Source organism: Microbulbifer hydrolyticus, from assembly GCF_009931115.1.
Classification (GTDB): domain Bacteria; phylum Pseudomonadota; class Gammaproteobacteria; order Pseudomonadales; family Cellvibrionaceae; genus Microbulbifer; species Microbulbifer hydrolyticus.
Genome location: NZ_CP047491.1, coordinates 1,545,852 through 1,571,225, shown reverse-complemented (window position 1 = coordinate 1,571,225; position 25,374 = coordinate 1,545,852). Strand labels below are relative to the sequence as shown.

At 58.7% G+C, this 25,374-nt stretch carries 19 protein-coding genes; 7 read left to right on the top strand and 12 right to left on the bottom strand.

The genetic code is table 11. The annotated features are described in order from the left end of the window. Window positions 1-142 precede the first annotated feature (142 nt). On the bottom strand, window positions 143-4,021 hold the full coding sequence (gene purL, locus GTQ55_RS06710; RefSeq protein ID WP_161858038.1) for a phosphoribosylformylglycinamidine synthase: 3,879 nt from the start codon (window positions 4,019-4,021) through the stop codon (window positions 143-145). A 559-nt stretch (window positions 4,022-4,580) separates the two neighbouring features. On the opposite strand from purL, the gene mltF reads away from it, so the two are divergent. From mltF to dld, 4 genes are all read left to right on the top strand, one after another. Then, the gene (mltF, locus tag GTQ55_RS06705) at window positions 4,581-6,059 is read left to right on the top strand and encodes a membrane-bound lytic murein transglycosylase MltF (protein WP_161858037.1); all 1,479 of its coding nucleotides are present in this window, start codon (window positions 4,581-4,583) and stop codon (window positions 6,057-6,059) included. Window positions 6,060-6,276: 217 nt separating this feature from the next. Beyond that, on the top strand, window positions 6,277-6,756 hold the full coding sequence (locus tag GTQ55_RS06700; protein WP_161858036.1) for a hypothetical protein: 480 nt from the start codon (window positions 6,277-6,279) through the stop codon (window positions 6,754-6,756). A gap of 36 nt (window positions 6,757-6,792) precedes the next feature. After that, window positions 6,793-7,074, top strand: a complete 282-nt coding sequence (locus tag GTQ55_RS06695) for a PepSY domain-containing protein (protein WP_161858035.1) — start codon at window positions 6,793-6,795, stop codon at window positions 7,072-7,074. A gap of 4 nt (window positions 7,075-7,078) precedes the next feature. Then, a complete protein-coding gene (gene dld, locus GTQ55_RS06690; RefSeq protein ID WP_161858034.1) occupies window positions 7,079-8,812 on the top strand; it encodes a D-lactate dehydrogenase in 1,734 nt (577 codons plus the stop codon). On the opposite strand, the gene GTQ55_RS06685 is transcribed toward dld, so the two are convergent. Next, window positions 8,809-9,300: a DUF6702 family protein gene (locus GTQ55_RS06685; RefSeq protein ID WP_161860048.1), complete on the bottom strand. Its 492-nt coding sequence runs from the start codon at window positions 9,298-9,300 to the stop codon at window positions 8,809-8,811. The two genes, dld and GTQ55_RS06685, sit on opposite strands and share 4 nt — an antisense overlap. A gap of 226 nt (window positions 9,301-9,526) precedes the next feature. Then, window positions 9,527-11,890 (bottom strand): M1 family metallopeptidase, encoded by a 2,364-nt coding sequence (locus GTQ55_RS06680; protein ID WP_161858033.1) that lies wholly within the window; start codon window positions 11,888-11,890, stop codon window positions 9,527-9,529. A gap of 239 nt (window positions 11,891-12,129) precedes the next feature. Here GTQ55_RS06680 and GTQ55_RS06675 point away from each other — a divergent pair, with 239 nt between their 5' ends. Further along, the gene (locus tag GTQ55_RS06675) at window positions 12,130-12,576 is read left to right on the top strand and encodes a hypothetical protein (RefSeq protein WP_161858032.1); all 447 of its coding nucleotides are present in this window, start codon (window positions 12,130-12,132) and stop codon (window positions 12,574-12,576) included. Here the strand turns inward: GTQ55_RS06675 and GTQ55_RS06670 are convergent. The 3 genes from GTQ55_RS06670 to nhaA all read right to left on the bottom strand — a co-directional run bounded on the left by GTQ55_RS06670 (window position 12,573) and on the right by nhaA (window position 16,390). Then, complete coding sequence (locus GTQ55_RS06670; RefSeq protein WP_161858031.1) at window positions 12,573-13,628, bottom strand: peptidase M42; 1,056 nt, start codon at window positions 13,626-13,628, stop codon at window positions 12,573-12,575. The genes GTQ55_RS06675 and GTQ55_RS06670 overlap by 4 nt on opposite strands. A 132-nt stretch (window positions 13,629-13,760) precedes the next feature. Next, window positions 13,761-14,804 carry an alpha/beta hydrolase gene (locus GTQ55_RS06665; RefSeq protein ID WP_161858030.1) on the bottom strand — a complete coding sequence of 348 codons (1,044 nt, stop codon included), beginning with the start codon at window positions 14,802-14,804 and terminating at the stop codon, window positions 13,761-13,763. Between the two features lie 92 nt (window positions 14,805-14,896). Continuing rightward, the gene (gene nhaA, locus GTQ55_RS06660; RefSeq protein WP_161858029.1) at window positions 14,897-16,390 is read right to left on the bottom strand and encodes a Na+/H+ antiporter NhaA; all 1,494 of its coding nucleotides are present in this window, start codon (window positions 16,388-16,390) and stop codon (window positions 14,897-14,899) included. A gap of 140 nt (window positions 16,391-16,530) precedes the next feature. Here nhaA and GTQ55_RS06655 point away from each other — a divergent pair, with 140 nt between their 5' ends. Beyond that, entirely contained in the window at window positions 16,531-17,289 is a 759-nt protein-coding gene (locus GTQ55_RS06655) for a TlyA family RNA methyltransferase (protein WP_161858028.1), read from the top strand. A 45-nt stretch (window positions 17,290-17,334) separates the two neighbouring features. Here the strand turns inward: GTQ55_RS06655 and GTQ55_RS06650 are convergent, their stop codons facing one another. Both GTQ55_RS06650 and GTQ55_RS06645 read right to left on the bottom strand, forming a co-directional pair. After that, complete coding sequence (locus tag GTQ55_RS06650; RefSeq protein WP_161858027.1) at window positions 17,335-17,565, bottom strand: DUF1272 domain-containing protein; 231 nt, start codon at window positions 17,563-17,565, stop codon at window positions 17,335-17,337. A 158-nt stretch (window positions 17,566-17,723) separates the two neighbouring features. Continuing rightward, window positions 17,724-18,068: a 4a-hydroxytetrahydrobiopterin dehydratase gene (locus GTQ55_RS06645; protein ID WP_161858026.1), complete on the bottom strand. Its 345-nt coding sequence runs from the start codon at window positions 18,066-18,068 to the stop codon at window positions 17,724-17,726. Between the two features lie 204 nt (window positions 18,069-18,272). Between GTQ55_RS06645 and GTQ55_RS06640 the strand changes: the two genes are divergently transcribed. Then, complete coding sequence (locus GTQ55_RS06640) at window positions 18,273-20,150, top strand: DUF885 domain-containing protein (protein ID WP_161858025.1); 1,878 nt, start codon at window positions 18,273-18,275, stop codon at window positions 20,148-20,150. A 72-nt stretch (window positions 20,151-20,222) separates the two neighbouring features. On the opposite strand, the gene GTQ55_RS06635 is transcribed toward GTQ55_RS06640, so the two are convergent. From GTQ55_RS06635 to GTQ55_RS06620, 4 genes are all read right to left on the bottom strand, one after another. Beyond that, the gene (locus GTQ55_RS06635; protein WP_161858024.1) at window positions 20,223-21,212 is read right to left on the bottom strand and encodes a hypothetical protein; all 990 of its coding nucleotides are present in this window, start codon (window positions 21,210-21,212) and stop codon (window positions 20,223-20,225) included. 381 nt (window positions 21,213-21,593) lie between these two features. Further along, window positions 21,594-22,772, bottom strand: coding sequence for a carcinine hydrolase/isopenicillin-N N-acyltransferase family protein (locus GTQ55_RS06630; RefSeq protein WP_161858023.1), 1,179 nt, complete (start codon window positions 22,770-22,772; stop codon window positions 21,594-21,596). Beyond that, window positions 22,765-24,180: a flavin monoamine oxidase family protein gene (locus GTQ55_RS06625; RefSeq protein WP_202620670.1), complete on the bottom strand. Its 1,416-nt coding sequence runs from the start codon at window positions 24,178-24,180 to the stop codon at window positions 22,765-22,767. The genes GTQ55_RS06630 and GTQ55_RS06625 overlap by 8 nt, the downstream gene beginning before the upstream one ends. 28 nt (window positions 24,181-24,208) lie before the next feature. Then, complete coding sequence (locus GTQ55_RS06620; RefSeq protein WP_161858022.1) at window positions 24,209-25,315, bottom strand: carbon-nitrogen hydrolase family protein; 1,107 nt, start codon at window positions 25,313-25,315, stop codon at window positions 24,209-24,211. Between the last annotated feature and the right edge of the window lie 59 nt (window positions 25,316-25,374).

Below are 25,374 nucleotides of genomic sequence, written 5' to 3'. Positions count from 1 at the left end.
ATACCACCCTAACATGCGCAGGCGGGGGATGTCGCAGAGGGAGCCCAGCCACACGCCGGCTACCAGGTGGTTCCTGCAACACGGCATGCACAAAAAAGCCCCGGCGAAGCGGGGCTTTTTTATGGCAGTCGGGGCGAGTCAATCAGTCGACAAACACCCGTGCGTTGCGGAACAGGCGCATCCAGCCGGAGTCCTCTTTCCAGTCGTCCGGGTGCCAGCTGTTGCTGACCGCGCGGGCGACGCGCTCCGGGTGCGGCATCATGATGGTCACGCGGCCGTCTTCGGAACACAGCGAGGTGATACCGTTGACCGAGCCATTGGGGTTGGCCGGATAGGTCTCGGTGATCTGCTGGTTATTGTTCAGGTAGCGCATGGCGATGGTGCCGGATTTTTCACAGGCTTCCAGCGCCTTCTGGTCCGCGAATTCAACGCGGCCTTCACCGTGGGCCACTGCCACCGGCATATAGGAACCGGCCATGCCCTTGAACAGTACCGACGGGGAGTCTTCCACCCCCACCAGCGCAAAGCGCGCCTCGTACTGCTCGGACAGGTTGCGCACAAAGCGCGGCCAGTGGTCGGCGCCGGGGATCAGCTCCTTGATCACCGAGAACATCTGGCAACCGTTACACACGCCAAGGCCAAAGGTGTCCTTGCGGTTGAAGAAGCCTTCGAACTGGTCGCGGGCACGGTCATTGAACAGGATGGTCTTGGCCCAGCCCTCACCGGCGCCGAGTACGTCACCGTAGGAGAAGCCGCCACAGCCCACCAGGCCCTGGAACTGGTCCAGTTTTACGCGGCCGGAAAGAATATCGCTCATGTGCACGTCAACCGCATTGAAGCCCGCGCGGTGGAACGAGTGCGCCATTTCCACCTGGCTGTTGACGCCCTGCTCTCGCAGGATGGCAACCTTCGGACGCACGCCTTTCTTGATGAAAGGGGCTGAGATGTCTTCGTTGATATCGTAAGACAATTTGACCGACAGACCCGGATCTTCCTTGGCGCTCTTGGCGATGGCATCAAATTCCTGCTTGGCACAATCGGCGTTATCGCGCAGAGACTGAATGCGGTAGCTGGTCTCGGACCATATTTGCTGCAGCTCGGCGCGGCTGCGCTTGAAGATCTCTTGATCTTCACGGGTAATACGCAGGGTTTCGTTTTCGTTCAGCTCGCCGATTCGGTGCGCGGGAACGCCCACGGAGGCGAAGCGCATTGCCAGCATGTCCGCATCGGCAGCCGGCACCTGCAGCACCGCACCCAGTTCTTCGCTGAACAGCGAGGCAATCGTGTCATCGCCGAGGTCGTAGATTTCTACGTCTACCCCCACGCGACCGGCAAAGCACATTTCCGCCAGGGTGGCGAACAGGCCACCGTCGGCCCGGTCGTGGTAAGCGATGACTTTCTCTTCTTCCAGCAGTTCCTGCATCACCTCAAAGAACCCCTTGAGGCGCTTGGCGTCGTCCAGGTCGGCAGGCTTGTCACCCAACTGGTTGTAGACCTGTGCCAGGCAGGAGCCGCCGAGGCGGTTTTTGCCTGCGCCGAGATCCACCAGAATCAGCTCGCTCTCGCCCTTTCTCATTTTACGCAGCTGCGGCGTTACCACCTTGCGTACATCGGTGACCGGGCTGAACGCAGAAATCACCAGGGACAGCGGTGCCGTCACCGCTTTGTCGATGCCGCCATCATTCCAGGCGGTACGCATGGACATGGAGTCCTTGCCCACCGGGATGGTGATGTTCAATTCCGGGCACAATTCCATACCCACCGCTTCCACGGTGCGGTACAGCTTCTCTTCCTCACCCGGGTGGCCAGCGGCACACATCCAGTTGGCAGAGAGCTTGATATCCGACAGCTGCTTGATGGGGGCCGCGGCGATGTTGGTGATCGCTTCGCCCACCGCCAGACGGCCGGACGCCGGCGCGTCCAGCAACGCCACCGGGGTGCGCTCGCCCATGGACATGGCTTCGCCCTTGGTGCTGTCGTAGGCCACGGTGGTCACGGCGCAGTCCGCTACCGGTACCTGCCACGGGCCGACCATCTGATCGCGGCTCACCTGGCCGGTTACGGTGCGGTCGCCGATGGTGATCAGGAAGCTCTTGCTGGCCACAGTGGGCAGGCGCAATACGCGCTCGGCGGCTTCATTCAGGTCGATGCCGCTGGTATCAAAGGCGGTAGTTTCGACTTCGACTTTGGTCGCCTCACGGTGCATTTTCGGCGGCTTGCCGAACAGCACGGACATGGGCAGGTCTACCGGCTTGGCGTCGAACTGCTTGTCGTTCAGGGTCAGGTGCTTCTCGCTGGTGGCTTCGCCCACCACCGCGTAGGGGGCGCGCTCGCGCTCGCAGATCTTTTCAAAACGCTCCAGGTCGTCCGGCATTACCGCCATAACGTAACGTTCCTGGGATTCGTTACACCAGATTTCCAGCGGGCTCATACCTGGCTCGTCGGAAGGCACGTTGCGCAACTCGAAGTTGCCACCGGTGCCGCCGTCTTTCACCAGCTCAGGGAAGGCGTTGGACAGGCCGCCAGCGCCCACATCGTGGATAAAGGCGATCGGGTTGTGGGCACCCAGCTGCCAGCACTGGTCGATAACTTCCTGGCAACGGCGCTCGATTTCCGGGTTCTGGCGCTGCACCGAGGCGAAGTCCAGGTCTTCGGAGCTGGAGCCACTGGCCATACTGGAAGCCGCACCGCCGCCGAGGCCAATCAGCATGGCCGGGCCACCGAGGACGATCAGCTTGGCACCGGGCTTGAACTCCGGCTTGTCGACGTGATCTTCACGGATGTTGCCGTAGCCGCCCGCCAGCATGATCGGCTTGTGGTAGCCGCGACGCTCGCCGTTGAAGTCTTCTTCAAACGTACGGAAATAGCCGCAGATGTTGGGGCGGCCGAACTCGTTGTTGAACGCGGCACCACCGATGGGACCTTCAATCATGATGTCGAGCGCAGTGACGATGCGCTCGGGCTTGCCGTAGTTCACTTCCCAGGGCTGCAGGGCACCCGGGATCTGCAGGTTGGACACGGTAAAGCCGGTCAGGCCCACTTTGGGCTTGGAGCCGCGGCCGACCGCGCCCTCGTCGCGAATCTCACCGCCAGCACCGGTACCGGCACCGGAGAACGGCGCGATGGCGGTCGGGTGATTGTGGGTTTCCACCTTCATCAGCAGGTGGATGGCTTCCTGGCTGAAGCCGTATTCTTTGGTCTCTGGGTCCGGGTAGAAGCGGCCGGCCTCGTGCCCGACCACTACAGCGGCGTTGTCCGCATAGGCCGAGAGGACATTTTCACCGCCCAGGCGGTAGGTGTTCTTGATCATGCCGAACAGGGAATGCGGCATCTCTTCGCCGTCGATGGTCCAGCTGGCATTGAAAATCTTGTGGCGGCAGTGCTCGGAGTTCGCCTGCGCGAACATCATCAGCTCCACGTCGGTGGGGTTCCGCTCCAGCTCTTCGAAACTGGTCAGCAGGTAGTCAATCTCGTCGTCCGCCAGCGCCAGGCCCAGGCTGACATTGGCTCTCGCCAGTGCCTCGCGGCCGCCGTCGAGCACATCCACACGGTTCATCGGCCGTGCGTCTTCCACCAGGAACAGTTGCTCGGCCTGCTCCATCTCGGAGTACACGCTCTCAACCATGCGGTCGTGCAACAGGGCGACAAGATCCCCCCGTTCAGCTTCGGTTAATTTGACCCCGGTAATGTAGTAGGCAACACCCCGCTCGAGGCGGTGGATCTGGGTCAGCCCCGCATTGTGGGCAATATCCGTCGCTTTGGAGGACCAGGGCGAAATCGTACCCGGGCGCGGAACCACCAGCAGCAACTCGCCTTCCGGCTGATGCTTTTCCTCGGTGGGGCCGTACTGCAGCAGACGCTCCAGCAGCGCCTGGTCCTTTTTGCCCAGGGATTCGCTGTCGGCAAAGTGCACAAACTCGGCGTAAACGTCAGCAATAGCGGGCTGCAACGCGCGAAGTTGGGTGAGGAGTTTTTGATGGCGAAATTTCGACAGTGCGGGAGCACCACGCAGAACTAGCATCGCGGGATTTGGCCTCTTGTCTGGATTTGAGCGCCTGCGGGCGGAAGTTTCAGGGTCAAAAGAAGGAGCCGCGCAGGTACACCGGGAATCGGAGCGCGCGCATTGTACCCGAAGCACCGCCGCTCCAACACTGTCCGAAACTATCTTAAGCAGTAAAGATGAGCTTACGCGGGAAAACCGGCCTCGAGGGCGCGAAAGGAACATATCGACGATGACGCACAACATTTGGCGCCAATATCTACCCAAGCCGTAGTTCAGGCTGGCGTACATGGCTCCCCGGGCGTCGCCAAGTACTACACTTGATGGGTCAAAACAACCCGATCGGTCACAAAGTGAAACACACCAATTCACGCCGATTGGTCAGCGCACCAGGATTTGGGGTAAAATTGCCGCGCTTTTGACCCAAGCCTGCCCAAATAATAGACAGCAGGCTTTGCGCGCGGGTGGCAACGGAGCCGCCGCCCGCAGGAAATGGCGCTCCAGCGCGGGCTATCCCGCCGAACTTCCTCACCGGGGAGCGCTGAAAATAAAGCAGAGAACGGATTCGAGGGAACAACCTATGATCATGAAAAGCCGACTGTTGCGATACAGCCGCCGCCTGCTGAAGGGGGCGGCGCTGGCCTGCTGTGCTTCGCTGCTGGTGGCCAGTAAGGCGCCGAGCCTGCTGGAGCAGGTGAAAGCCTCCGGCAAGCTGGTGGTGCTGTCCCAGAATGGGCCCACCACCTATTACGAAGATGCCAACGGCAATTACACCGGCTTTGAGTACGGCATGCTGCGGGCGTTTGCCCGGGAACTGGGTGTAAAACTCGAAATCCGCGATGTGCACGACCTGAGCCACCTGTTCAACGAGCTGGAAGACCCGGAATCCGGTGCCCATCTCGCTGCGGCCGGCCTTACCGTCACTCCGGAGCGTCGTGAACAGGTGCGCTTCGCCCCTTCTTACTTTGAGATTCGCCAGCAACTCATTTACCGTCTGGGCGAGTCCCGCCCACGCAGTGTCGCCGACCTCGCAGGCAAGAATATTGCTGTGATCGCCGGCAGCGCTCACGCAGAACAGCTACGCAAGCTATCTTCCCGCTATGAAGGCCTTTCCTGGGAAGAGATATCGGATGTGGACGCCATGGAACTGGTGGACCTCGTCAATGAGGGCAAGTACCACTACGCCGTGGTGGACTCCAACGCCTACGCCGTGCACCGCGGGCTCTACCCCAACACCCACATCGCGTTCAACCTGACCCAGTTCCAGCCGGTATCCTGGGCCTTCCCCCGGGCCGACGATGACACCCTCTACCGCGCCGCACGGAACTTCATGCTGCGGGCAAATACCGGCGGCCTGGTTGCAGAGCTGCGGGAGCTGCACTTCGGCCACGTAAGCAAAATGAACGTGGGCGGAGCACAGACGTTCGCCCAGCTCACCCGCGACCGCCTGCCCAAGTGGCGCGACGAGCTGCAGAGCGCTGCGCAAAAATACGAGCTCGACTGGGAGCTGCTGGCGGCCCTCAGTTATCAGGAGTCCCACTGGAACCCCCGCGCCAAATCCCCCACGGGTGTGCGCGGCCTGATGATGCTGACTCGTGCCACTGCCCGCGAACTGGGAGTCAACCGCCTCGACCCGATCCAGAGCATCGACGGCGGCGCCCGCTACTTTGTGCAGGCACGAAACAAGATCCCCGAGCGTATCCGCGAACCCGATCGCACCTGGATGGCCCTGGCCGCCTACAACATCGGTTATGGCCACCTGGAGGACGCGCGTGTGCTGACCCAGCAGATGGGTGGCAATCCGGATCGCTGGTCTGATGTGCGCGAGCACCTGCCGCTGCTGGCCAAGCGCCAGTACTACAAGCACCTGAAGCATGGCTATGCGCGCGGCTGGGAGCCGGTCACCTACGTGCAGAATATCCGCCACTACCAGGCCCTGCTGACCTGGACCAGCCGCATTGAGGAGCAGCGCCTGGCAGCAGCCGCGGCCAACGACGATGGTGAAGCGCTGGCCGATGCACCGGTTGTAGAAGCTGCAGCATCCGCTCCCGCACTCTGATTTTCCCTAGCGCCTTTACGGCAAGAAGCTTCAAACAAAAACAGGCGGCCAAGGCCGCCTGTTTTTGTATTCCTTTCCAGTTCCCAAACATCCGTCGGAATTGATTCCCCACACTGCAGTACCATCGCCAGACGTGCAAGTCGCAGAATTCCTCCTATGCTTATTTCCTGAAGCCAAATCAATTCGGCGCCAACTACGATCGCCACGAGGAGCCTGTATGTTTCGTCACCTGTTGCTTGCCAGCTTGTTGGCCTCCATTGCCATTACCGGCTGCAGTCGCAAATCCGAGACCCACGACCCGGACCAGCCGACCGACCAGACACCGCAAACAGAAACCGAAGTAATCGAAGAAGTGATCGTCACAGAACCAGATAGCAGCGATCCAAATAGCGATGACGCTGGAGGCTCTGGCAGCGATGACTCCGCCGCAACCGGCAATGACAGCGCGGAGAGCCCCAACAGTGAAGGCCAGCTGATCTGCAACGCCAAGTGGTTTGAGTGGGTCAATGAACAGCTGATGAGTAAGTACAGTGAAGCCATCGCCGAACAGTATCCGGACGGCATGCCATCGGTTGGTAGCCCGGAGTGGTTTATGGCCGCCGACAAGCTGACCGGCGGTGATGGCGCCCACGGGCCTGACGGCGGCAGTGACGAATGGTGTTTTATGATGCAACAGCGTCTCGGCAACAATGACTGAAACTGGTTGGCCGCATGTAACGATCAGGAGCGCCACATGAAGAATGTAAAAAATTCACTCCTTGCCGTAACCCTGGGAGGTATTGCCGCGGTCGCCGCTGCACAAGCCAGCGCGAAAGATGAAAAGCCACCACCCGGTGCGATGGCGCTTTCAGCCATCGTCACCAAGCTGGAGCAACAGGGCTATGTACCGGTTATCGACGTATCCCTGGGCAACGGCCGCTGGGAAGTGGAGGCGTATAAAGAGGGGAAGAAATGGGAGCTCGAAGTAGACCCAAATACCGGTGAAATCATTGATGTGAAACAGGACATGGATTGAATCCATGCAGAAGACCGCCACAGCATCGCAGCTGCTGCACAACCTGCAGCAACTGCTCGGGCCCGGCCGGGTCATCACCGATCCGGAACGCAATGAGCACTATCGCAAGGGCTTCCGCTCCGGTGATGGTCCGGCGCTTGCGGTGGTATTCCCCCACCAGCTCGTTGCGTTCTGGCGAGTGCTCAACTGCTGCGTGGATGCCGGTGCGATCATCATCCTGCAAGCCGCCAACACCGGACTGACCGAAGGCTCCACCCCCAGCGGCTCGGATTACGACCGACCTGTGGTAATCATCAACACCTTGCAGATGCGCGGCATCCACCTGCTCGACGACGGCAGGCAGATCGTCGCCCTGCCCGGAGCCACCCTGCACAATCTGGAACGACTGCTCACCCCCCTCAAGCGATCGCCGCACTCGGAGATCGGATCATCCTGCATCGGCGCCTCCATCATCGGCGGCATCGCCAATAACTCTGGGGGCGCTCTTTGCCAGCGCGGCCCGGCATACACCGAGCTGGCACTCTTTGCCCAGGTAGATGCCTCCGGTCAATTAAGACTGGTCAACCACCTGGGCATCGACCTGGGAGAGACGCCGGAAGAAATCCTCACCAACCTGGAACAGGGGACCTTCGCCCGCGTTGACGACCTGCCCTATTCCGAGCAGGAGCCGAGACCACGCATGGCCTCGGACCGTGAATATAGCCAGCGTATTCGGGACGTGGACGCAGATACACCAGCACGTTTCAACGCCGACGCGCGCCGCCTTTTCGAGGCCAGTGGCTGTGCCGGAAAGGTTGCGGTATTTGCCGTGCGCCTGGATACCTTCCCAATCCCCGAGCGCACCCAGACGTTCTATATCGGCAGCAACGACCCCACCGTTTTTGCACGACTGCGCCGCGGCCTGCTGACCGAATTGCCGGAGCTCCCCATTCTCGGCGAATACCTGCACCGGGACATGTTCGACATGGCCGCGGAATATGGCAAAGACAGCTTCTATATCATCGAAAAGCTTGGTACCGGCAATATGCCGCGTTTCTTTGCGATAAAGGGCCGCGTGGATGCGTGGCTGGAAAAACGCCGGTTTTTGCCGCGTTTTCTCACAGACCGCCTGCTACAGAAACTCAGCCACCTGCTGCCGGAGCACCTGCCTCAGCGCATGCGGGACTACCGGAAACAGTTCGAGCACCACCTGATCGTCAAGGTCGCGGACGCGAATATCGCGCCGGCGCAAACATGGCTCAACGCATTTTTCGAACGTGACGAAAACACCGGGGATTTTTTCGCCTGCACACCGACCGAAGCCGCAAAAGCCATGCTGCATCGCTTCGTTGCCGCGGGCGCAGCCATGCGCTACCAGAATGTGCACAGTGAGGAAGTGGGCGAGCTACTGCCGCTGGATATTGCGCTGCGCCGCAATGACGGTGACTGGCAGGAACAGCTGCCCGATGCTATGGAAAGCCAGCTTGAGCGCCGGCTGTATTACGGCCACTTTATGTGCAACGTTTTCCATCAGGACTACATCCTGAAAAAAAACGCAGACCCGAAAAAGGTGAAAGCAGCGCTGCTTAAAACACTGGACCAGCGCGGTGCGCGCTACCCCGCCGAACACAATGTCGGCCACCTGTACCAGGCCGACGAACCACTAAAACAGTTCTACCAATCCCTCGACCCCACCAACACCTTCAACCCGGGTATTGGCAAGACGGACAGGCATCAGCGGCACTGTAGCTGCGGCTAAAGTTCGATCTCCACCACACTGGAGCCCGGCTTGAGGGTATAACTCTGCGTATCGCCATCGCGCGTGAGGTTCAGGGTATTCACCTGATCCCGCTCCACTTCCATCAGCATGGTCTGTCGCACCTTGAAGGATTTCCCCTGCACCGCCGTCAGCGGAACCTCCTGATAGATCCATACATCGTGCACGTCGGACTCCATCCCCACCCACCTGGGCTTCACCAGCGCACCGGATTCCGAACGCATCTGGAAGTGCTGGTTGACGTAGGCTTCCATCTGCTTTCGGGCATCCTGCATTTCCTCGCCAGCGCTCAGCGATAGCGCGCGCTCCACATCTGCCACAAAGAACCGATGGGCGATCTCCAGGGACTGGGTACGCTCATTCACCGAGAGTTCAGTGAGGCCAAAATGATAGCGGTGCGCGTGGGCCTGAGAGCCTAACAGTGCCAGCAACACCAAAAGCAGGAAACTGTATATACGTGCCGAGTGCATCGCGGAAACCTCAGATAAATTCAGAAAAGCCAGACAATTCATTGGCTGCTGCCGCCCTATGGGAAGGTGACGATACCGGGTACAGACTTGTGAGACCTTCAAAAACAGGATGTTTTTGCAGAACCCCCAGGGATGGGTTCACGGCGTGTCTCACAAGTCTGTACCCGGTATCGGCACCGCCACTGAAGTCCCTTCAGTGTAAGGTGCCAAAAGTGCGAAAGAACGTTCAGTCTTCCTTAAGCTCCACTTCCCAGTCTTTCATCAGGTTCCGGGACTCCTCCTCCTTGAACAGTTCCAGACGGGACTTGATGATACGACGCGGGTAGTAGTTGTTTTCCACGTTGGTGTCCGCGGTTTCCCAGTGCGGGTCCAGGGCCACAGACTTCAGGATCTTGTCCTTGCCACGCACCAGCATCTTTGAAGTATTTTTGGCATTGCGTGTCCAGATCTCCGCCGGAATACGCAACTCCTCACTGGAACCATCTTCATAATCCAGCTTCAGGAACAGCGGCATTACCAGGCCACCGATATTGCTGAAATCCAGTACGTAGACATTGCTCTCCACGTTCAGCAGGTCCTTCTCCCAATCGTCCAGACCTTCCAGCATACCCCGGTAGCTGTTTCGGTCCTCGTTGGACACATCGAACTCATCATGCTCATTGTAGAAGTCGGCCAGCTCCGGCTTGCCGTCCACGATGCGGGTCATACGCTGCGCGCGGTTTTTCTGCTTGGTAACCGTCTCCGGCTCCTGCTCAAACTTTTCACGCTTCCACGGGCCTTCGACATCCGGGTTCTTGGTGCCCACCGTGTAGTGCTTTACCTGGTCCAGGCTGATATCCACGTGGTCGGTCGTGTAGAACCAGCCGCGCCAGAACCAGTCCAGATCCATACCGGACGCATCTTCCATGGTGCGGAAGAAATCCGCCGGCATCGGGCGCTTGAACTTCCAGCGCTGGGCATATTCACGGAAGGCAAAGTCGAACAGCTCGCGGCCCATGATCGACTCACGCAGAATATTCAGTGCAGTCGCCGGCTTGCCATACGCGTTGTTACCAAACTGCAGAATAGACTCCGAATTGGTCATGATCGGAACCTGATTCTCACTCTTCATGTACTCCACAATCTTGCGTGCATCCCCGCGTCGGGAGGGGTATTTCTCTTCCCACTCCTGCTCGGCCAGGAACTGAACGTAGGTGTTCAGGCCCTCGTCCATCCAGGTCCACTGGCGCTCATCGGAGTTCACGATCATCGGGTAGTAGTTATGGCCCACCTCATGAATGATCACGGAAATCAGGCCGTACTTGGTGCGACGGGAATAGGTGCGCTTTTCACGATCCTCTTCGTCGATCTCCGGACGCGGGCCGTTGAAAGTGATCATCGGGTATTCCATACCCCCCACCGGGCCATTCACGGAAATGGATGTGGGGTACGGGTAATCGAAGCTGTAACGGTTGTAGACATCCATGGTGTGGATGATGGCCTCGGTGGAATACTTGTCCCACAGAGGCGTGCCCTCTTCCGGATAGAAAGACATCGCCATGGTGTCGGTGCCGCCTTTCTTGTAGCCCTGTGCGTCCCACAGGAACTTGCGCGACGATGCCCACGCGAAGTCGCGTACGTTTTCCGCTTCAAACACCCAGGTCTTGCGGCCACGTGCACGGTCTTTCTCGTTTTCCAGGGCCTCGTCCTTGGTAACGATCATTACCGGCTTCTTCGCGGTGCGGGCCTGCCTCAGGCGCGCGCGCTGCTCACGGGTCAGAACATCGTCGGGGTTCTGCAGGACGCCGGTAGAGGCAACGATATGATCCGCCGGTACCTCAATGGCCACACGGTAGTCGCCGAACTCCAGCGCGAACTCACCACGACCGAGGAACTGCTTGTTCTGCCAGCCACTCACATCGTTATAGGCGGCCATACGCGGGAACCACTGGGCAATCTCGTACAGGTAGTTGCCGTCGCGCTCGAAGTACTCGTAGCCAGAGCGGCCACCGAGGGCCTTCTGCTCGATGATGTTGTATTCCCAGTCCACCCGGAAGCTGACACTGTCGCCAGATTTGAGTGGCTGTGGCAGGTCGATACGCATACCGGTATCGACAATTGTATGGCGCAGGTCGTGCCCTTTGGCATCCGCGACCTTGGTGATCTGGTAGCCCCCCTCAAACTCCGCGGATACGACCTCACGGCGAAAGCTGCCGAACGGGATGGTGTCAGGTGCGATGGATTGGACATCCACCGGCGCCGCCAGGTTGCCGGAGGAGTCCGGCTTGAAGCGGTTCTGGTCCAGCTGCAGCCACAGGTAACGCAGCGTATCCGGGGAGTTATTCGTATAGGTGATCGTTTCAGAGGCGCTGATACGCTGCTTGTCGTCGTCCAGGGACACCTTGATGTCGTAGTCGGCCTGCTGCTGCCAGTAGGCATGACCCGGTGCGCCGGAGGCCGCGCGGTAGGTATTCGGGGTCGGCAGGAGCTCCTCGAGCTGGCGGAACTTGTCTCCGGTGACATTGAGGGGATCGGCGGCGAAGGCCCCGGTGCTGCCGGCGAACCCGAGCAGTACCGCGCCGAGGCGACGGAAAAGAGAATGCAAAGTCATGATTGGCGCCATTTCTCACTTATAATGATAAATAGCGCGCCATTTTAGCAGCCAATGCACGGCAGGCAGTGCCGTGGTGCCGAAACCACCGCACTCTGCACTCCACTCACCGCATCACATTCCCTTGCCCCACCGGATAGAGCGCCAGCCGGCAGAGCAACCGGGACACCCTGATTCATCTTGGAGACAGCGCTTTCCCACCCTATAAATCCCCCGATAAAGGCAATTTGGGGAATACCATGCTGTTTGCCGCCCGCATCGAACGACCAGGCACCCAGTCGGGCAAGACCAGACAGTCAGCAACCGCGGGCGCCCTCGCACTAACCCTGCTACTGCTGGCAACTGCAACATACGCCCAGCAACCGGGCCCGTTTGGCGCCAATGACTTTCAATTCTCGGGACCGCCACAAAGCGCCATCCCGCCAGAGCTCTATGGCCCCGACCTGGATGGCAGTACGCCCGATGAAGTTGCGCTGAGCGCCGGTGCGGTACGCTTGCGGTTGCAGCGTCTGGGCTTCCACTCCTTTTCACAGATGCAGTTCCGCAACGGCTACTGGAGCGTGGTGGCCTATCACGGCCAGAAAAAACGCCAGCTTACGGTGAACCCGGAAACCGGCGCGTTGCGTTCAGACCGGCCCTACTGTAACAACCGGTGCAACCACTATCAGATTGCTGACGAGTTCTAACTCTCGTTGGCGAGGGCCCACAACAGGTCGCTGAAGGCACTGTTCGCGCTCAGTGAGGCGGACTCCTCCATGGTGTGGTAGCCGGTGGTGGGAATCTGCAGGGTCGTGCCCTGTACAAACCCGGAAGACGCAGAAACGATCCGTCCCAACTCGGTACTGCCGAGGGACTGGGGCTCCTGTCCTTCCGCGGCCGCCTTCCGGTTCAGTGCTTCGATGTACGCGTCCTTGTAGCCATAGGTGATTCCCTGCGATTCACACAGGGCAGCAAGACGTTCGGTAGTGCCAGGATGGAATTCAGCGTTGACGTCCCGCCGCCGCAACACCACCTGCTGCGCATCGGCGCTCGCCCTGTCGGGATAAGGGCTGGTATCCACCACGATCAACCTCTCAGTACCGCCATTAAAACGGCGGAACCACTCCAGCAGATAACGCCAGCTGCTGCCGGACTCCTCCTGCGCGGTAAAAAAAGCGGTGCCCTGAAAGCCGAGGCTATAAAGGTGCACCAGATGTGCCGCCGTCAACACATTGTCGAGCTGTGCACTCAGGATGCCGTCGCTGACCTTCAGGCGATCGGTAAACGCCACCGGTGTTCCCGCCACTACATGCTCGAGCCCGGCCACTTCAAAGATGAGGTTGTTGCGGTAGCCGCAAACATAGGCCCTACGGATCTCACCGGAACCGAAATAGGAGCCGGACCAGGGTTCATAGGCGGTGACGGCGACGCCCTGGAAACGGTCGACGATTTTCGTCATCAGCTTTTCAGATACGGAGTTGCCCAGCAGGTCCGAGCGGCGGCCGGAGACGAAGGCGGCGTACTGGAATTCGTTGGGGCCAGTGCAGATCAGTCCGTGGCGGTCGATGTGGGCAGAAAACTTGGCGCTGTGCGGGCGCGGCCCCTGAGCTACCAGCAATCCTTCATACCAGGTTACATGGGCCCCGCGCTCTTCCAGCTCCCGCTGCAACACGCGAAAGAATGAATGCTCCGCACCCACCACGCTCGGGCTGCGTACCAGTAGTTTGAGAAGATCGAAAAACTGTTCGGCCTGCTGCATTAGCCTGGGACTCCGCACAAAGAGAGGAACCAAAAAAACCTCGGAGGCGATGGCCGCCTCAGCCTTACCGCCACCGGGTTTAGCCTGAATATTTGCGCGAGTATATCCAGTCGCCGCAGCGGTACGCGAACGCTATTTCATATTCTGCTGCAGAAAATCCGCCACCTTTTTCGCGGACGGGGTAAACCAGGGTTCAAACAGCCAGTACGGGTGTGGCGAGTCGTCGTGGGTCATCACGTCACTGGCAATACCGGCGGCGGTGAGACGCGCGATATAGGCATCGCGCCCGGCGTGGAAACGGGGCTGGCTGCTGTTGATAAACAAAGTCGGCGGCGAATCCGCTCCCACATATTCCAGTGGCGAAGCCTGGTGCCAGAGCTCCGGCACATCCTGATAGCGCCCGCCAAACCAGGCCCCTGCGGCAGATGGATTTTTATGCGGCGCATTCTCGTGCTTCAGGGCCATGGGTGTGGTGAAACTCACCACGCCATCCAGATTCACAATGGCCTGGATAGAATCCTTGCCCGCGGAGGCCGACGTCGCAAACACTTCCAGGCCCGGTGTAACACCAACCAGGGTCGCCAGCTGCGCACCGGAAGAGGCCCCAAGAATGGCAATACGCTGCGGATCTATGCCGAATTCAGCGGCGCGATCACGCAGCCACCCAAGCGCCGCTTTGACGTCCTGTACACCCGCCGGATAACGGGCTTCCAGCGAGAGCCGGTACTCCACCGTAGCCGTCACGAAGCCCCGGTTGGCGAGAAAGGTGGCCATGGGCTCCTGCAGAGTACGATTACCCGAGCGCCAACCGCCACCGTGCACCAGCAATACCACCGGACGCCGGATATCCGGCGCCGAGGACTGCGGGCGGAAAAGGTCCAGGTGCAGGCGGCGCTCGCCAACCTGTCGATACACGAGCCCCCTCTCCACCACGGTTCCCGCGGCCGGCGCCACATGGGCAATGGTGATGTCTGCATACGCCTTGCGCGCCTTTGCAAACGCGGCATCGACATTGAAGGAGTCATCGACCGGGTAGCCCGGCGCCGACGAGCGCACCGCAGAAGGCAATAACAGCAACACCAGCATCAGTGAAATAACCGGAAGCGCCAGCCGGGGCAGCACCTGCTTCCAGCGCAGTACCGCTTCTACCCGGTGGCTATAGATGGGTTTCGACATGTTTACGCCTCCCCGCTATCGCTCTCGTTATTGCTTTCTTGCCTGGTCCTGGCCGGGATACGCCATAGACCCCGACACTCCCGCCACCGATGTTATTTTCGATGCTCATCCGTTCCCTGGCCGAGCTGCTGGGCTGAGCCGCCTTCGCTCGCCCCCGCCTTCACACCCGTCGTCGATGAGTCCTGATAGGAGGCCTGATCACTCTGGGTGGATTCCTCGATTGGCGCACCGCGCAATACGATAAAGCCTGCCACACCGGCGATCACCGATGCCAGAAGCACACCCGCCTTGGCCTGAACCAGCATCTCGTTCTCACCGGCAAACGCCAGTTCGGCAATAAAGATCGACATGGTAAAACCGATCCCACCCAGCAAGGCGACGCCAATAATGTGGCGGAAAGTAGAGGACTTGGGCAGTTCACCCCACCCCAGTTTCCAACCGATCCATGTGGCCCCCACGATGCCGATCAGCTTGCCAAACACCAGGCCGCAGATCACACCCATGGTGAGCGGGTTGAAGACCGCGTCGTAGCTGGTAAAACTGTCGACGGGGATACCCGCGTTTGCGAGGGCGAAAATCGGCACCACAATAAACGCCACCGGGATGTGCAGGCGGGTTTCCATACGCTGCAGAGGTGACTGCACCAGGTGGATACCATTATCCAGGGCGGTTACCCGCGCGCGCAGCGCATCGTTGGCGATGATTTTGTCGCCAGGGCGAAAGCAGCGGTCAAAGCTGCGGATAATATCCTTCACGAAAGTACTGAAAGCCACCGGGTCATACTTGGGTTTTGCAGGGATTGCCATCGCGGTAATCACGCCGGCCAGGGTTGCATGCACGCCAGTGATATACAGCGCATACCAGAGTAAAATGCCTACGAAGATATAGGCTGGTGAGCGGCGCACGCCGGCAAACTTGAGCAGCCACAGCATTGCCACCAACGCACACGCGGCCATCAGCGCCGTGGTATTCACGCTCTCGGTATACCAGACCGCAATCACCAGAATCGCACCCAGGTCATCCACGATCGCCAGTGCAACCAGAAAGGTCACAACCGCTCGTGGCACCCGGTTGCCGAGAAGAGCGATGCACCCCACCGCAAAGGCAATATCCGTCGCCATGGGAATCCCCCAGCCACGCTCAGAGGGGGTGTCACCATTCAACAGGTAAAAAATCAGCGCCGGCACCACCATCCCGCCAATGGCCGCCATCACCGGCAACACCGCGTGCTTCAATTCAGAAAGCTCGCCAACCAGAAACTCCCGTTTCAATTCGAGTCCCACCAACAGGAAGAAGATGGACATCAGGCCATCGTTGATCCAGTGGTGAAAGCTCATGGACAGCGACCAGTCACCAAAGTTGTAACTGACCGGTAGATGCAGGAGGTGCTTGTACCACTCTTGCCAGGGCGAGTTCGCGATAATCAGTGCAATAACCGCACATGCCATCAGTAACAGACCACTGCTACTCTGACGGTGGATAAACTCTTCAAATGGCGTGACAAGACGGCCGAGTGCGTTCTCCAGCGGTGCCTCGAATACCTTGCCCTTACGCACCCTGAACTTGCTCAACACATTGTTTGCCATCTAACGCCAACTCCTGTTATTCCGTTCCGAAATGAAAGTGCGGTTTTGCCAGAGACTTCTCTGTTCGCGGGGCACAGGTTAGCATGGCAGCCGAATCCACCACCAACCCGATGCTCCCCATAATATAGTGAGTACCATCCATGATCCGTCTCGACCTGTTACTGGTTCAGCAGCAACTTGCCAGTTCGCGCACCCATGCGCGCAAACTGATTGATGCCGGACGTGTACAGCTTTCAGACGGCCATGACTGGCGCCCCGCCACCAAGGCCAGCCAGACACTCAGTGAGGATACCCGGGTCCGTGTTGAAGCCCTGCCCGAAGACCAGTATGTGTCCCGTGCAGGACTGAAGCTGGCCGGCATCCTCGACCGCACGGGTCTCAACCCAGCTGGCTGGCATGCACTGGACGTCGGCTGCTCCACAGGCGGCTTCAGCGACTGCCTGTTGCAGCGGGGTGCCGAACTGGTGGTGGGCGTGGATGTGGGCCACGATCAGCTGGCCAAGCCGCTGCGAGAAAATCCGCGCATGCACCTGTTTGAGGGACTCAACGCCCGCCACCTAACCGCCGACCAGATAGCCCCTTTTGGCGATCAGGGCTTCGATGCCGTGGTAATGGACGTATCTTTCATATCCCAGACCCTCATACTCCCGCAGCTACCCCCGCTCATGAAGTCCGGGGGTCACCTGCTCAGCCTGGTCAAACCCCAGTTTGAAGTGGGCCCGAGCGGCATCGGGAAACGCGGTCTGGTGCGCGACCCCTCTCTATACCAGGGTGTACAGGAAAAGATTTACGCGCTGTGCGGGGAATTGGATCTTGCGATCCAAGGCTATATGGAAAGCCCAATCACTGGCGGCGATGGCAACAGGGAATTTTTACTGTGGGCACAGAAACGCGCCTGAGCAGCATCTCCAACTGCAATGCCGCGATAGCCGAATACACTGGCATCAGGGAAGAATGGTTTCCAGCTTGGCTTTAAAGCCGGATTTCGCTACTTCGGTGGGAGACGTACGGCGGAGAGGGCGAACAACCAGGTTGCCCTGGCAGTTCGGACACTCCTGCTTCAGCTCTTCCGTGCACTGGGCACAGAAAGTACATTCATAGGAACAGATAAAGGCCTGATCGGAAAGGCCGAGCTTTGCACTGCAGCGCTCGCAGGTGACTTTCATCTTCAGCATTGTGATCCTTCTTACTCATTCGTTGTGCATCTAGCGGCCAATACGGCGAACGCCGTAAACAGACACCTGGCCACTGGTGCCCCCGGCGGAATGCACCACCGGAGCCACTCAAGCTGCACCGGGATCAGGGCAATGCCATGCCCACAAGCACTGGGCGCTTATTCCGCGTCCAGCTGCTTGTCCGTACGTGCAGCCATAATGAAATCGTTCTTGTGCAGGCCGCCGGCCTCGTGGCTCCACCAGGTTACAGTGACCTTGCCCCACTCTGTGAGCAGCGCCGGGTGATGGCCCACTTCTTCAGCGATTTCGCCAACCCGGTTGGTAAACGCCAGGGCCTGCTTGAAATTGCGGAACTTGAATACCCGCTCAAGCTGCATCACGCCATCCCGAGCAATCGGGGTCCAATCCGGGATTTCCCTTAGCAATTCCGCCAGTTCCTCATCCGAGACCAGCGGTGCATCAGCCCTGCAGGCCTCGCACGCCTGTGCTGCCAGTTCTGTCATACCAGACTCCTTTTATAACAATACAAATTTGACCGGTTCGAATCGCGGCACTCGGCCACAAATTCAGGTTTTGCCACTGTAGCCCCCGCCCGAATGTGAAACAAGGCGACCTGGATCACACAAAATAAATGCCGCAACAAGGGATAACTATAAGTCGACTGTGCTAGTTTTTGAGCAGATTCCGTCAAAAGTTCGAGAACCACTATGAGACACCTGATGATAGCCCTGTTGTCGGCCTGCGCCCTGTCCGGGTGTGGGGAAAAAAATACGCAGCCAGCGCCAACCACCACCGGCAAACACGCTGCCGAAAGCGGCGACGCCAGCACCCCGTCATCAGGCGAAGCAGCCAGCAACCGGGAAGCCGCTGACAACAAGGGCTCAAGGACAGAACGGGAATTCCAGCAACTCAGCAACCAGATGGTGGAGCGTATGTGGCGTCTGTTCCCCTCCTGGGCCATCAGCAACGGCTACTACCAGGTGGCCGAGCAGCTGCAGGCACCCGATCAGAATTACCGTCAGAAAGTCCTCAGCTTCGCCCGGGACTACCGCAATCAGTTCTCGCGCTTCAGGCCCGAAGCACTGAGTGATAACACGCGTACTGACCTGGCGCTGATCAACAACTTTCTCGACGAGACCATCTGGAAATTGACGGTATTCAAGCCCCATGAGTGGGACCCCGCCAATTACAACGTCTCGCACGGCTTCGCGCTGATTCTGAACACCGACTATGCACCGCTGGATGACCGGCTGAGAACGTTCAGCAACCGAATGCAAATGGTACCCTCGTACTACTCCGCAGCAGAACAGTCCCTGCAAAACCCCGCATCGCCGCAGCTTATGCTTGGTATACAACAGAATGAGGGAGCATTATCGGTCTTCGGAGAAGATCTGGAGGAGACACTAGCCGCGAGCGGTCTCACAGACAAAGAAAAAGAACTATTCAACACCCGCCTTGCGGCCACTCGCACCGCCATTAACGAATACGTTGCGCACTTGCAGACACTCCACGCATCCATGGAGAAAGCCGACAGCTTTCACGACTTCCGGATTGGTGAAAAGCTATATGAAGAAAAATTCCGGTACGATATCCAGATCAGCATGACAGGCAAGGAGCTTTACGAGCGCGCCCTTCGGGAAAAGGACCGCCTGCACCTGAAGATGGATGAACTCGCCGACAAGCTGTGGCCCAAATATTTCGAGGGACAAAAGCCGCCCGAGGATATTCTCGAAAAGATATCCCAGGTACTGGAAAAGCTCTCTGAACATCACGCCACCAAGGAAGACTTCAAGGCCTCGGTCGAAGAGCAGATTCCGGAACTGGTGGAGTTCGTCAACGACAAAAATCTGCTGACGCTGGACCCGGAAAAACCTCTGGTGGTGCGCACCACACCTCCCTATATGCGTGGTTTTTCGGTAGCCTCGATCAATGCGCCCGGCCCCTACGACAAGGACGCCAATACCTATTACAACGTAATGCCGGTAGAGGAGTTACCCGACGACCGCGCCGAAAGCTTTCTGCGCGAGTACAACACCTACCTGATGCAGATCCTGAATATCCATGAGGCCATCCCCGGCCACTACACCCAGCTGATCTATGCCAACAAGTCGCCCAGCCTGATCAAAAACATTCTCGGTAACGGAGCTATGATTGAGGGCTGGGCCGTCTATACCGAGCGCATGATGCTTGAGGCCGGCTACGGAGACTTTTCCCCGGAACTGTGGATGATGTATTACAAATGGAACCTGCGTACTGTCGTCAACACAATCCTCGACTACTCCATCCAGGTAAAAGGCATCAGTGAAGAGCAGGCCATGGACCTGATGATGAAACAGGCCTTTCAGCAAAAGACCGAAGCCATGGGCAAATGGCGCCGGGCCACCCTGAGCCAGGTACAGCTGACCAGCTATTTTGCCGGCTATATGGACATCATGGCGCTGCGTGAAGAAATAAAGGAGAAACTTGGCGACCAGTTCGACCTGAAGCAATTTCACGAAAAGTTCCTGAGCTACGGAAACTCACCTGTACCAGTAATCCGGGAGTTGATGCTGGCGGAAATAAACAACAGCAGCAATGGCCAATAAGATTACTAAGATTTATTCTGGCCGTGGCCACGTTGCCGGTTAATCGGCAACATGGCCCGCACTCTGTTATTGTCACAGCCGGTAAAACCTTACCGGCTCTTTTATCGCCTTCATGCAGCGACGAGTGAACTTGTCACTCTGCAAAAAGGACGGTGCCTCATCCGTCAGCTGGAAGCCGAACCGCTCTGGCAAACGCGTATACAGCGATTTGGGAGGCAGGTCGTCCTTAATCCCCTTGAGTCGCGCGCCGGTGTCGGCGGTGTGGTAAAAGATGTCCACGCTACCAATTTCGGCACGCACAAAATCAATCGCTGCCGCTAACGAGGCTTCGGCCCAAAGTGTCCGGTAGGGCTTCAGCACATTCCGCACATAGTCGATAAACTCCCGGTAATGCCCCTTGAACTGCGGGCTGATCCTCTCGATTGCTTTCACCTTGTTTTTTGCAAGGCATTTCTCGAAGTGCGTTGCCAGCCACTCGCTGTTACGCAACCAATCGTTCTGCACCTCCTCGATCAGACACTCTCCACGATCAAGGTCCATATCCATTCGCACCCAGGACATGGTGCACCCCCGGACGAAATTGACCGGGTGCCCGCTGAAACCACGCACACTCGCTTTGGCATCGAAATTTGAACGCGCATACTTGCTCAAAGCCGAAAAATTCAGCAGTTTTTCGTAAGCTCGATTGTGGCGCTGATCAAAATTGAGTTGAAGTACGAGACTGCCACCCGGGCGCGCCGTCTGCTGACAGCAGCGGTATTCCCGGTACCAGGTACCAAGAGTCAAATTGAAAGCATACTGCTCCGGAATCCACGCAGCCTTGAGTTGCTCACTGCGCAACATACCATCGCCACAGTCGGCCAAAATTGATTTCAATAGCGGCTTGTGCAGAAACTTCTCCCAGCGTCCCTGACGTAAATCACGCAGTGACATGGCCTGCCCTGGAAGCTCCTGAAGTTCGTTGCCAATAAGATCCAGGCAGTATTTATCTTTAAAGTAGTGGAACGTACGGCGTTGACCACCGAGGCATTCCAGTATCATATCCAGTTCAAACGTTTTCATAATTACTACGGGTTTTACCCGCTTTCAAGCAAGCCGATAAATTCGGGCAACACGCGGTCGCGCATTGCCCAGCGGGCCTGCGTAAAAAAATATCAAAGCGAGCCCGCAAATGCGGACAATGTCAGACAGCTATCGGAGAAACTGGATCAGAAGAGCGTTCAGCGAACAAAAAGGCCGCAACCACGCAGACCCAGTGCGACAGCAATATCAAATTGTCTGAACATGTAAGCCTCCATTGGTTGGGTTGATTAGAAGAATGCGCACTATACGCCGCCGCACTTTCATTTCAAGAGGACGCTGGAAAAAGAGGCGAAATCGTGCGCCTTTTTAATACACACCTGCGTATCGGCGCGGATACACAACTCCGGCTAGCAACTCCGGCTAAAAATTAAGTGAGCCCGCTTTCACCCCCGGCTGGCAGTCACCGACTGCATCCCGAAAGACAGCCTCCACCCGATCTGTGACCGGCTTTTCAGCCGCTTCCGGGTCAAGTGTTTCCAGCGCCCCAAACATTTCCATTTCCAGGTTCGCCACGCTTGCCTGGAAACGGCCTCGGCTGCCGCGGCGTACATTGTCCAGCCACACCCGGTGCTTTTCCCACAGGTCCCGCTGATACACGCTCCAGTCAGGAGAAAACCCGGCGGGCCTGAACAGGCTCATGCAGGGGCTGGCGGTACCGGTAAATGCCACGCGCGGCCCACCATCATCGATACGCACAATCATGCTGTTCACGGTGTGTGAGGGGCGCAAAAACGCGAATGGGGAGCGTGATGGCGCGGCATGCATACACAGGTCGCTGTTACCGCTGGGTTTACCGCGTCGGTGCGTGCGCAGTATGCGGGCAAAGTCGGCAAAGCCAGCGGTATCCGCATCCAGCGCGCGCAGCTGGTTGAGGCTGCATTCACGCCGCATGCGGCTGGCACCGACCAATGGCACCAGCCAGGTGTCGAACTGGCGCCGGAAGTCTACCGGCTTTGCCGCCAGCTCCGCGGTGCTCAGCTGGTAGTCGTCGCCAATGGTGAGGGCATTGGAGATACTGTCCACAGACGCCACCTTTTTGGCCACCCACTGTGCACCGGCAGTTTCGAGCTTCCAGATAGTGGCGCGATCCGCAATCAGGAAACTGTTGTCGTATCGAAATTCTTTGTGGGTATAGCCTGCAGGACCACCCTGCCCGTACTGTCGCAGCAGCTCGACAATCACCTGCAATGCCGCATCCGCGCTATCCGCACGCTCCAGAGCCAGCCGCAGCAGGTCCATCCCCAGTAGCGCCGCACCGCGGCGTTTGACCTTGCGTGAAAATACCGCTTCGTTGCCAATGGCAACCCCACACTCATTAACCCCCATCTCGGCGCCCCACATCCACGCCGGACGACCGATAATGCACGCGTGACGATCAGGCACCTGGGGTATCTCAATCCAGGTACAGCGCAGCTGCCTGGTACTGTCTCCTTTTACCGCGGGGATGAACTCCACCCGCTGCGCTTCCAACGGATCGCGGTCGCTATTTTTTGCCAGCCACGTGGCTCCTGTGCTGCGCAGGGCGAGAGTGTCACACACGGGGTGCCTCCCCTGCTTCCGCAAAGGAGGGTTTTTCCGGCTCGAGCGCGCGCGTAACTTCCGCCACCGCACGCTCGGCAGATTCCAGCGCCCCTTCCATATAGCCGAACCATTCCACCGCAAACTCCGTGCCCGCCCAGTGTATGCGGTCGTTGGCTTCACGCAGCCGTTCGCCGCCACCGGTCCAGGTTCCGGGAGCCATCAGACCGGCATAGCAGCCCCGCGTCCACGGCTCGCTGCTCCAGTCCTTGTCCACGTACTCCAGCGGATGGCGCGCGGCCTCGCCGAAGTAGCGGGCAAAACAATCCAGTACCGCGTTACGACGTTCATCCGCGCTGACATTGCTGTAGTGCCGCGCCACATCGCCTTCCAGAAAGCCCATCAGCAACCCGGAAGACTTGCCACTCTCGGAGTTGTCGAAGGTGACGCGCACGGGACCGGCCGGGCTCGCCACCTGCCCGGAGAGGCCGCTTTCACGCCAGAACGGCTTGTCGTAACGGGCAATGCATTTGATACAGGAACCCGCCGGCATACGTTGCAGCAGTTTGTCCCTCCAGGCCGGTAACGCAGGCGCAAAGTCAATACGCAATGCCTGGTTCGGCGGCACGGCCATGATCACGCGGTCACACTGGATGCTGCCCAGTGCATGCCGAACCTGCATGCGGCCATCCGGCAATTGCTCGACACTGGCCACCGGCGCACCGAGCTGCACACGCGCCCCCAGTTGCGCAGCCATGGCATCGCACAACCCGGCAGTACCACCGTGCACTCTGTCCTGCTGCGCACCACCGGTGACAGCCAGAAGTGTTTCCAGTGAATTGCCCGAACGCGCATAGAACAGTGCATGTAACAGGGAAATTTCTGCGGGTTCTGCGGCAAATACCGCACCGATACCGATAGCAAATAACTGCCGGGCCAGGCGGGTGCGGCAGTTTTTTTGCAGCCAGCTGTCGAGCGTCATGGCATCCCACAGCCCGGCTTTCCTGTGCTGCCAGGGCGCCGATGGATCCAACTGTTTGGCCATGGATTCAAAGCGGGCCATCGCGAGCCCGAGATCGGCAAGTGCAATGGGATTGATCTTGGGAATGGTGCCCCGGTATCGGCGCAACTTGCCGTTAAGTTGCAACTGGTTATCGCCATGGTCGTACAGCGGCCAGGTCTGTGCATGCAGCGAGTCGATCAGCCGGTACATGCGGTCTTGCCCGGGCCCCACCCACTGGCCGCCGATATCGACCGTGTCGCCATTGCCAAATTGATGATTCAGCAAGCGTCCACCCACCCGCTCCCGGGCCTCCAACACCCTTACCGAGTATTGCTGCCCCGCAAGCAGGCGCGCTGCATTCAGCCCCGCAATGCCGGCGCCTATCACCACTACCTGCACCCGCTCCATACTGCCGCTCTCATGCATTGTGTTTGTATCCTGCTTTTACCAACATCTACGGTAACCAGAGGCTGGAAATGACCGCTCCGTCGCGACGCTGGCCCTGGATGACTGCGCCCTGTAGTACCGCCGTGGTGCGACCATCATCGCCGAGATCCCAGAGGTCACCACGCATAAAGGTATTGATTCCTGCGCGCAGGCTGCCGCCACGGCCCGCCAGTGCGTACTTGCGCCAGGCTGCCCCTTCACGCAATTTGCCGACATCCGCCGGGTCAACATCGGCCGGCGCCGCAGCGCCGTTATAGCCACCCCAGGGCATTTCCCAGATACCATCCGGGGAGGCAAATGAAGGAACGGCTACCAGATCCGCAGTGGCAACCTGCTGCCAGGTATCCGGGTACCAGCTATCCGCGCAGATCAATATCGCAAGCCGCCCCAGGCGCGTATCAAAAACCGGAAGTTCCTGTGATGCCGCCTGGGTAAACGGCAGCTCGCTGTCGATCGGGTAAACCTTGCGTACCGGACCGGCAACGGCACCATCGGGATAAAAGAGAAAGCTGCTGTTATACAGAGGCCCCTTCCCCGGTAAAATCTGTCCGTCCTGAATCCGCGGATCCGGCAGCACGATGGACCCAGCTACCAGTGTCACGCCGAAATCCTGCGCCAGACGGGTAAAAACCTGTTGGTACTGTGCCGCCATGGCAACAGACTTGCTCTTGAACAGGGCCGCAGCAAAAGGATCGCGGGCACTTTCACCCCAGAGGCTCTTTACAAACCCCGGCAGGTTACCCAGCGCCGCCCACAGCAGGGCAACATCGGCGCGTTCGGATGCAAAAACCGGGAAGCCTTCACCCTCAGCCACGAGCCAGGTACCGATATGTTCGGGCAAAACCACCAGGCTATTCTCAGTCAGCCAGTCGGCCTGCTGCGCCTGCAGTAAATAGCCTCGCAGCTTGCGCGCGAAAAGGTCTGCGTCGGAATAATCGTACACCGTCATAAACGGCTGGATGGAAATCAGGTTCGCGTGGCCGGGCACTGGCTCATTGAGAAGTTCCAGCACCGAAGCCGGCTGAGAGGCAGTAGGCTGGGAGGGCGGAATCTGTAGCAGAACCACCAACACCGCGCCGAACAGAAACAGGGACCACAACAGCTTTTTTATCATTGTTTTGCACTGAGTTTGTGTTTACCCGTCTACTATAACGGTGATTCAACGGGATCGGA

Excerpts from the sequence above, each read along its gene's own strand:
- purL (WP_161858038.1), bottom strand. The coding sequence starts at position 4,021 with ATGCTAGTTCTGCGTGGTGCTCCCGCACTGTCGAAATTTCGCCATCAA.
- mltF (WP_161858037.1), top strand. The coding sequence starts at position 4,581 with ATGATCATGAAAAGCCGACTGTTGCGATACAGCCGCCGCCTGCTGAAG.
- GTQ55_RS06700 (WP_161858036.1), top strand. The coding sequence starts at position 6,277 with ATGTTTCGTCACCTGTTGCTTGCCAGCTTGTTGGCCTCCATTGCCATT.
- GTQ55_RS06695 (WP_161858035.1), top strand. The coding sequence starts at position 6,793 with ATGAAGAATGTAAAAAATTCACTCCTTGCCGTAACCCTGGGAGGTATT.
- dld (WP_161858034.1), top strand. The coding sequence starts at position 7,079 with ATGCAGAAGACCGCCACAGCATCGCAGCTGCTGCACAACCTGCAGCAA.
- GTQ55_RS06685 (WP_161860048.1), bottom strand. The coding sequence starts at position 9,300 with ATGCACTCGGCACGTATATACAGTTTCCTGCTTTTGGTGTTGCTGGCA.
- GTQ55_RS06680 (WP_161858033.1), bottom strand. The coding sequence starts at position 11,890 with ATGACTTTGCATTCTCTTTTCCGTCGCCTCGGCGCGGTACTGCTCGGG.
- GTQ55_RS06675 (WP_161858032.1), top strand. The coding sequence starts at position 12,130 with ATGCTGTTTGCCGCCCGCATCGAACGACCAGGCACCCAGTCGGGCAAG.
- GTQ55_RS06670 (WP_161858031.1), bottom strand. The coding sequence starts at position 13,628 with ATGCAGCAGGCCGAACAGTTTTTCGATCTTCTCAAACTACTGGTACGC.
- GTQ55_RS06665 (WP_161858030.1), bottom strand. The coding sequence starts at position 14,804 with ATGTCGAAACCCATCTATAGCCACCGGGTAGAAGCGGTACTGCGCTGG.
- nhaA (WP_161858029.1), bottom strand. The coding sequence starts at position 16,390 with ATGGCAAACAATGTGTTGAGCAAGTTCAGGGTGCGTAAGGGCAAGGTA.
- GTQ55_RS06655 (WP_161858028.1), top strand. The coding sequence starts at position 16,531 with ATGATCCGTCTCGACCTGTTACTGGTTCAGCAGCAACTTGCCAGTTCG.
- GTQ55_RS06650 (WP_161858027.1), bottom strand. The coding sequence starts at position 17,565 with ATGCTGAAGATGAAAGTCACCTGCGAGCGCTGCAGTGCAAAGCTCGGC.
- GTQ55_RS06645 (WP_161858026.1), bottom strand. The coding sequence starts at position 18,068 with ATGACAGAACTGGCAGCACAGGCGTGCGAGGCCTGCAGGGCTGATGCA.
- GTQ55_RS06640 (WP_161858025.1), top strand. The coding sequence starts at position 18,273 with ATGAGACACCTGATGATAGCCCTGTTGTCGGCCTGCGCCCTGTCCGGG.
- GTQ55_RS06635 (WP_161858024.1), bottom strand. The coding sequence starts at position 21,212 with ATGAAAACGTTTGAACTGGATATGATACTGGAATGCCTCGGTGGTCAA.
- GTQ55_RS06625 (WP_202620670.1), bottom strand. The coding sequence starts at position 24,180 with ATGCATGAGAGCGGCAGTATGGAGCGGGTGCAGGTAGTGGTGATAGGC.
- GTQ55_RS06620 (WP_161858022.1), bottom strand. The coding sequence starts at position 25,315 with ATGATAAAAAAGCTGTTGTGGTCCCTGTTTCTGTTCGGCGCGGTGTTG.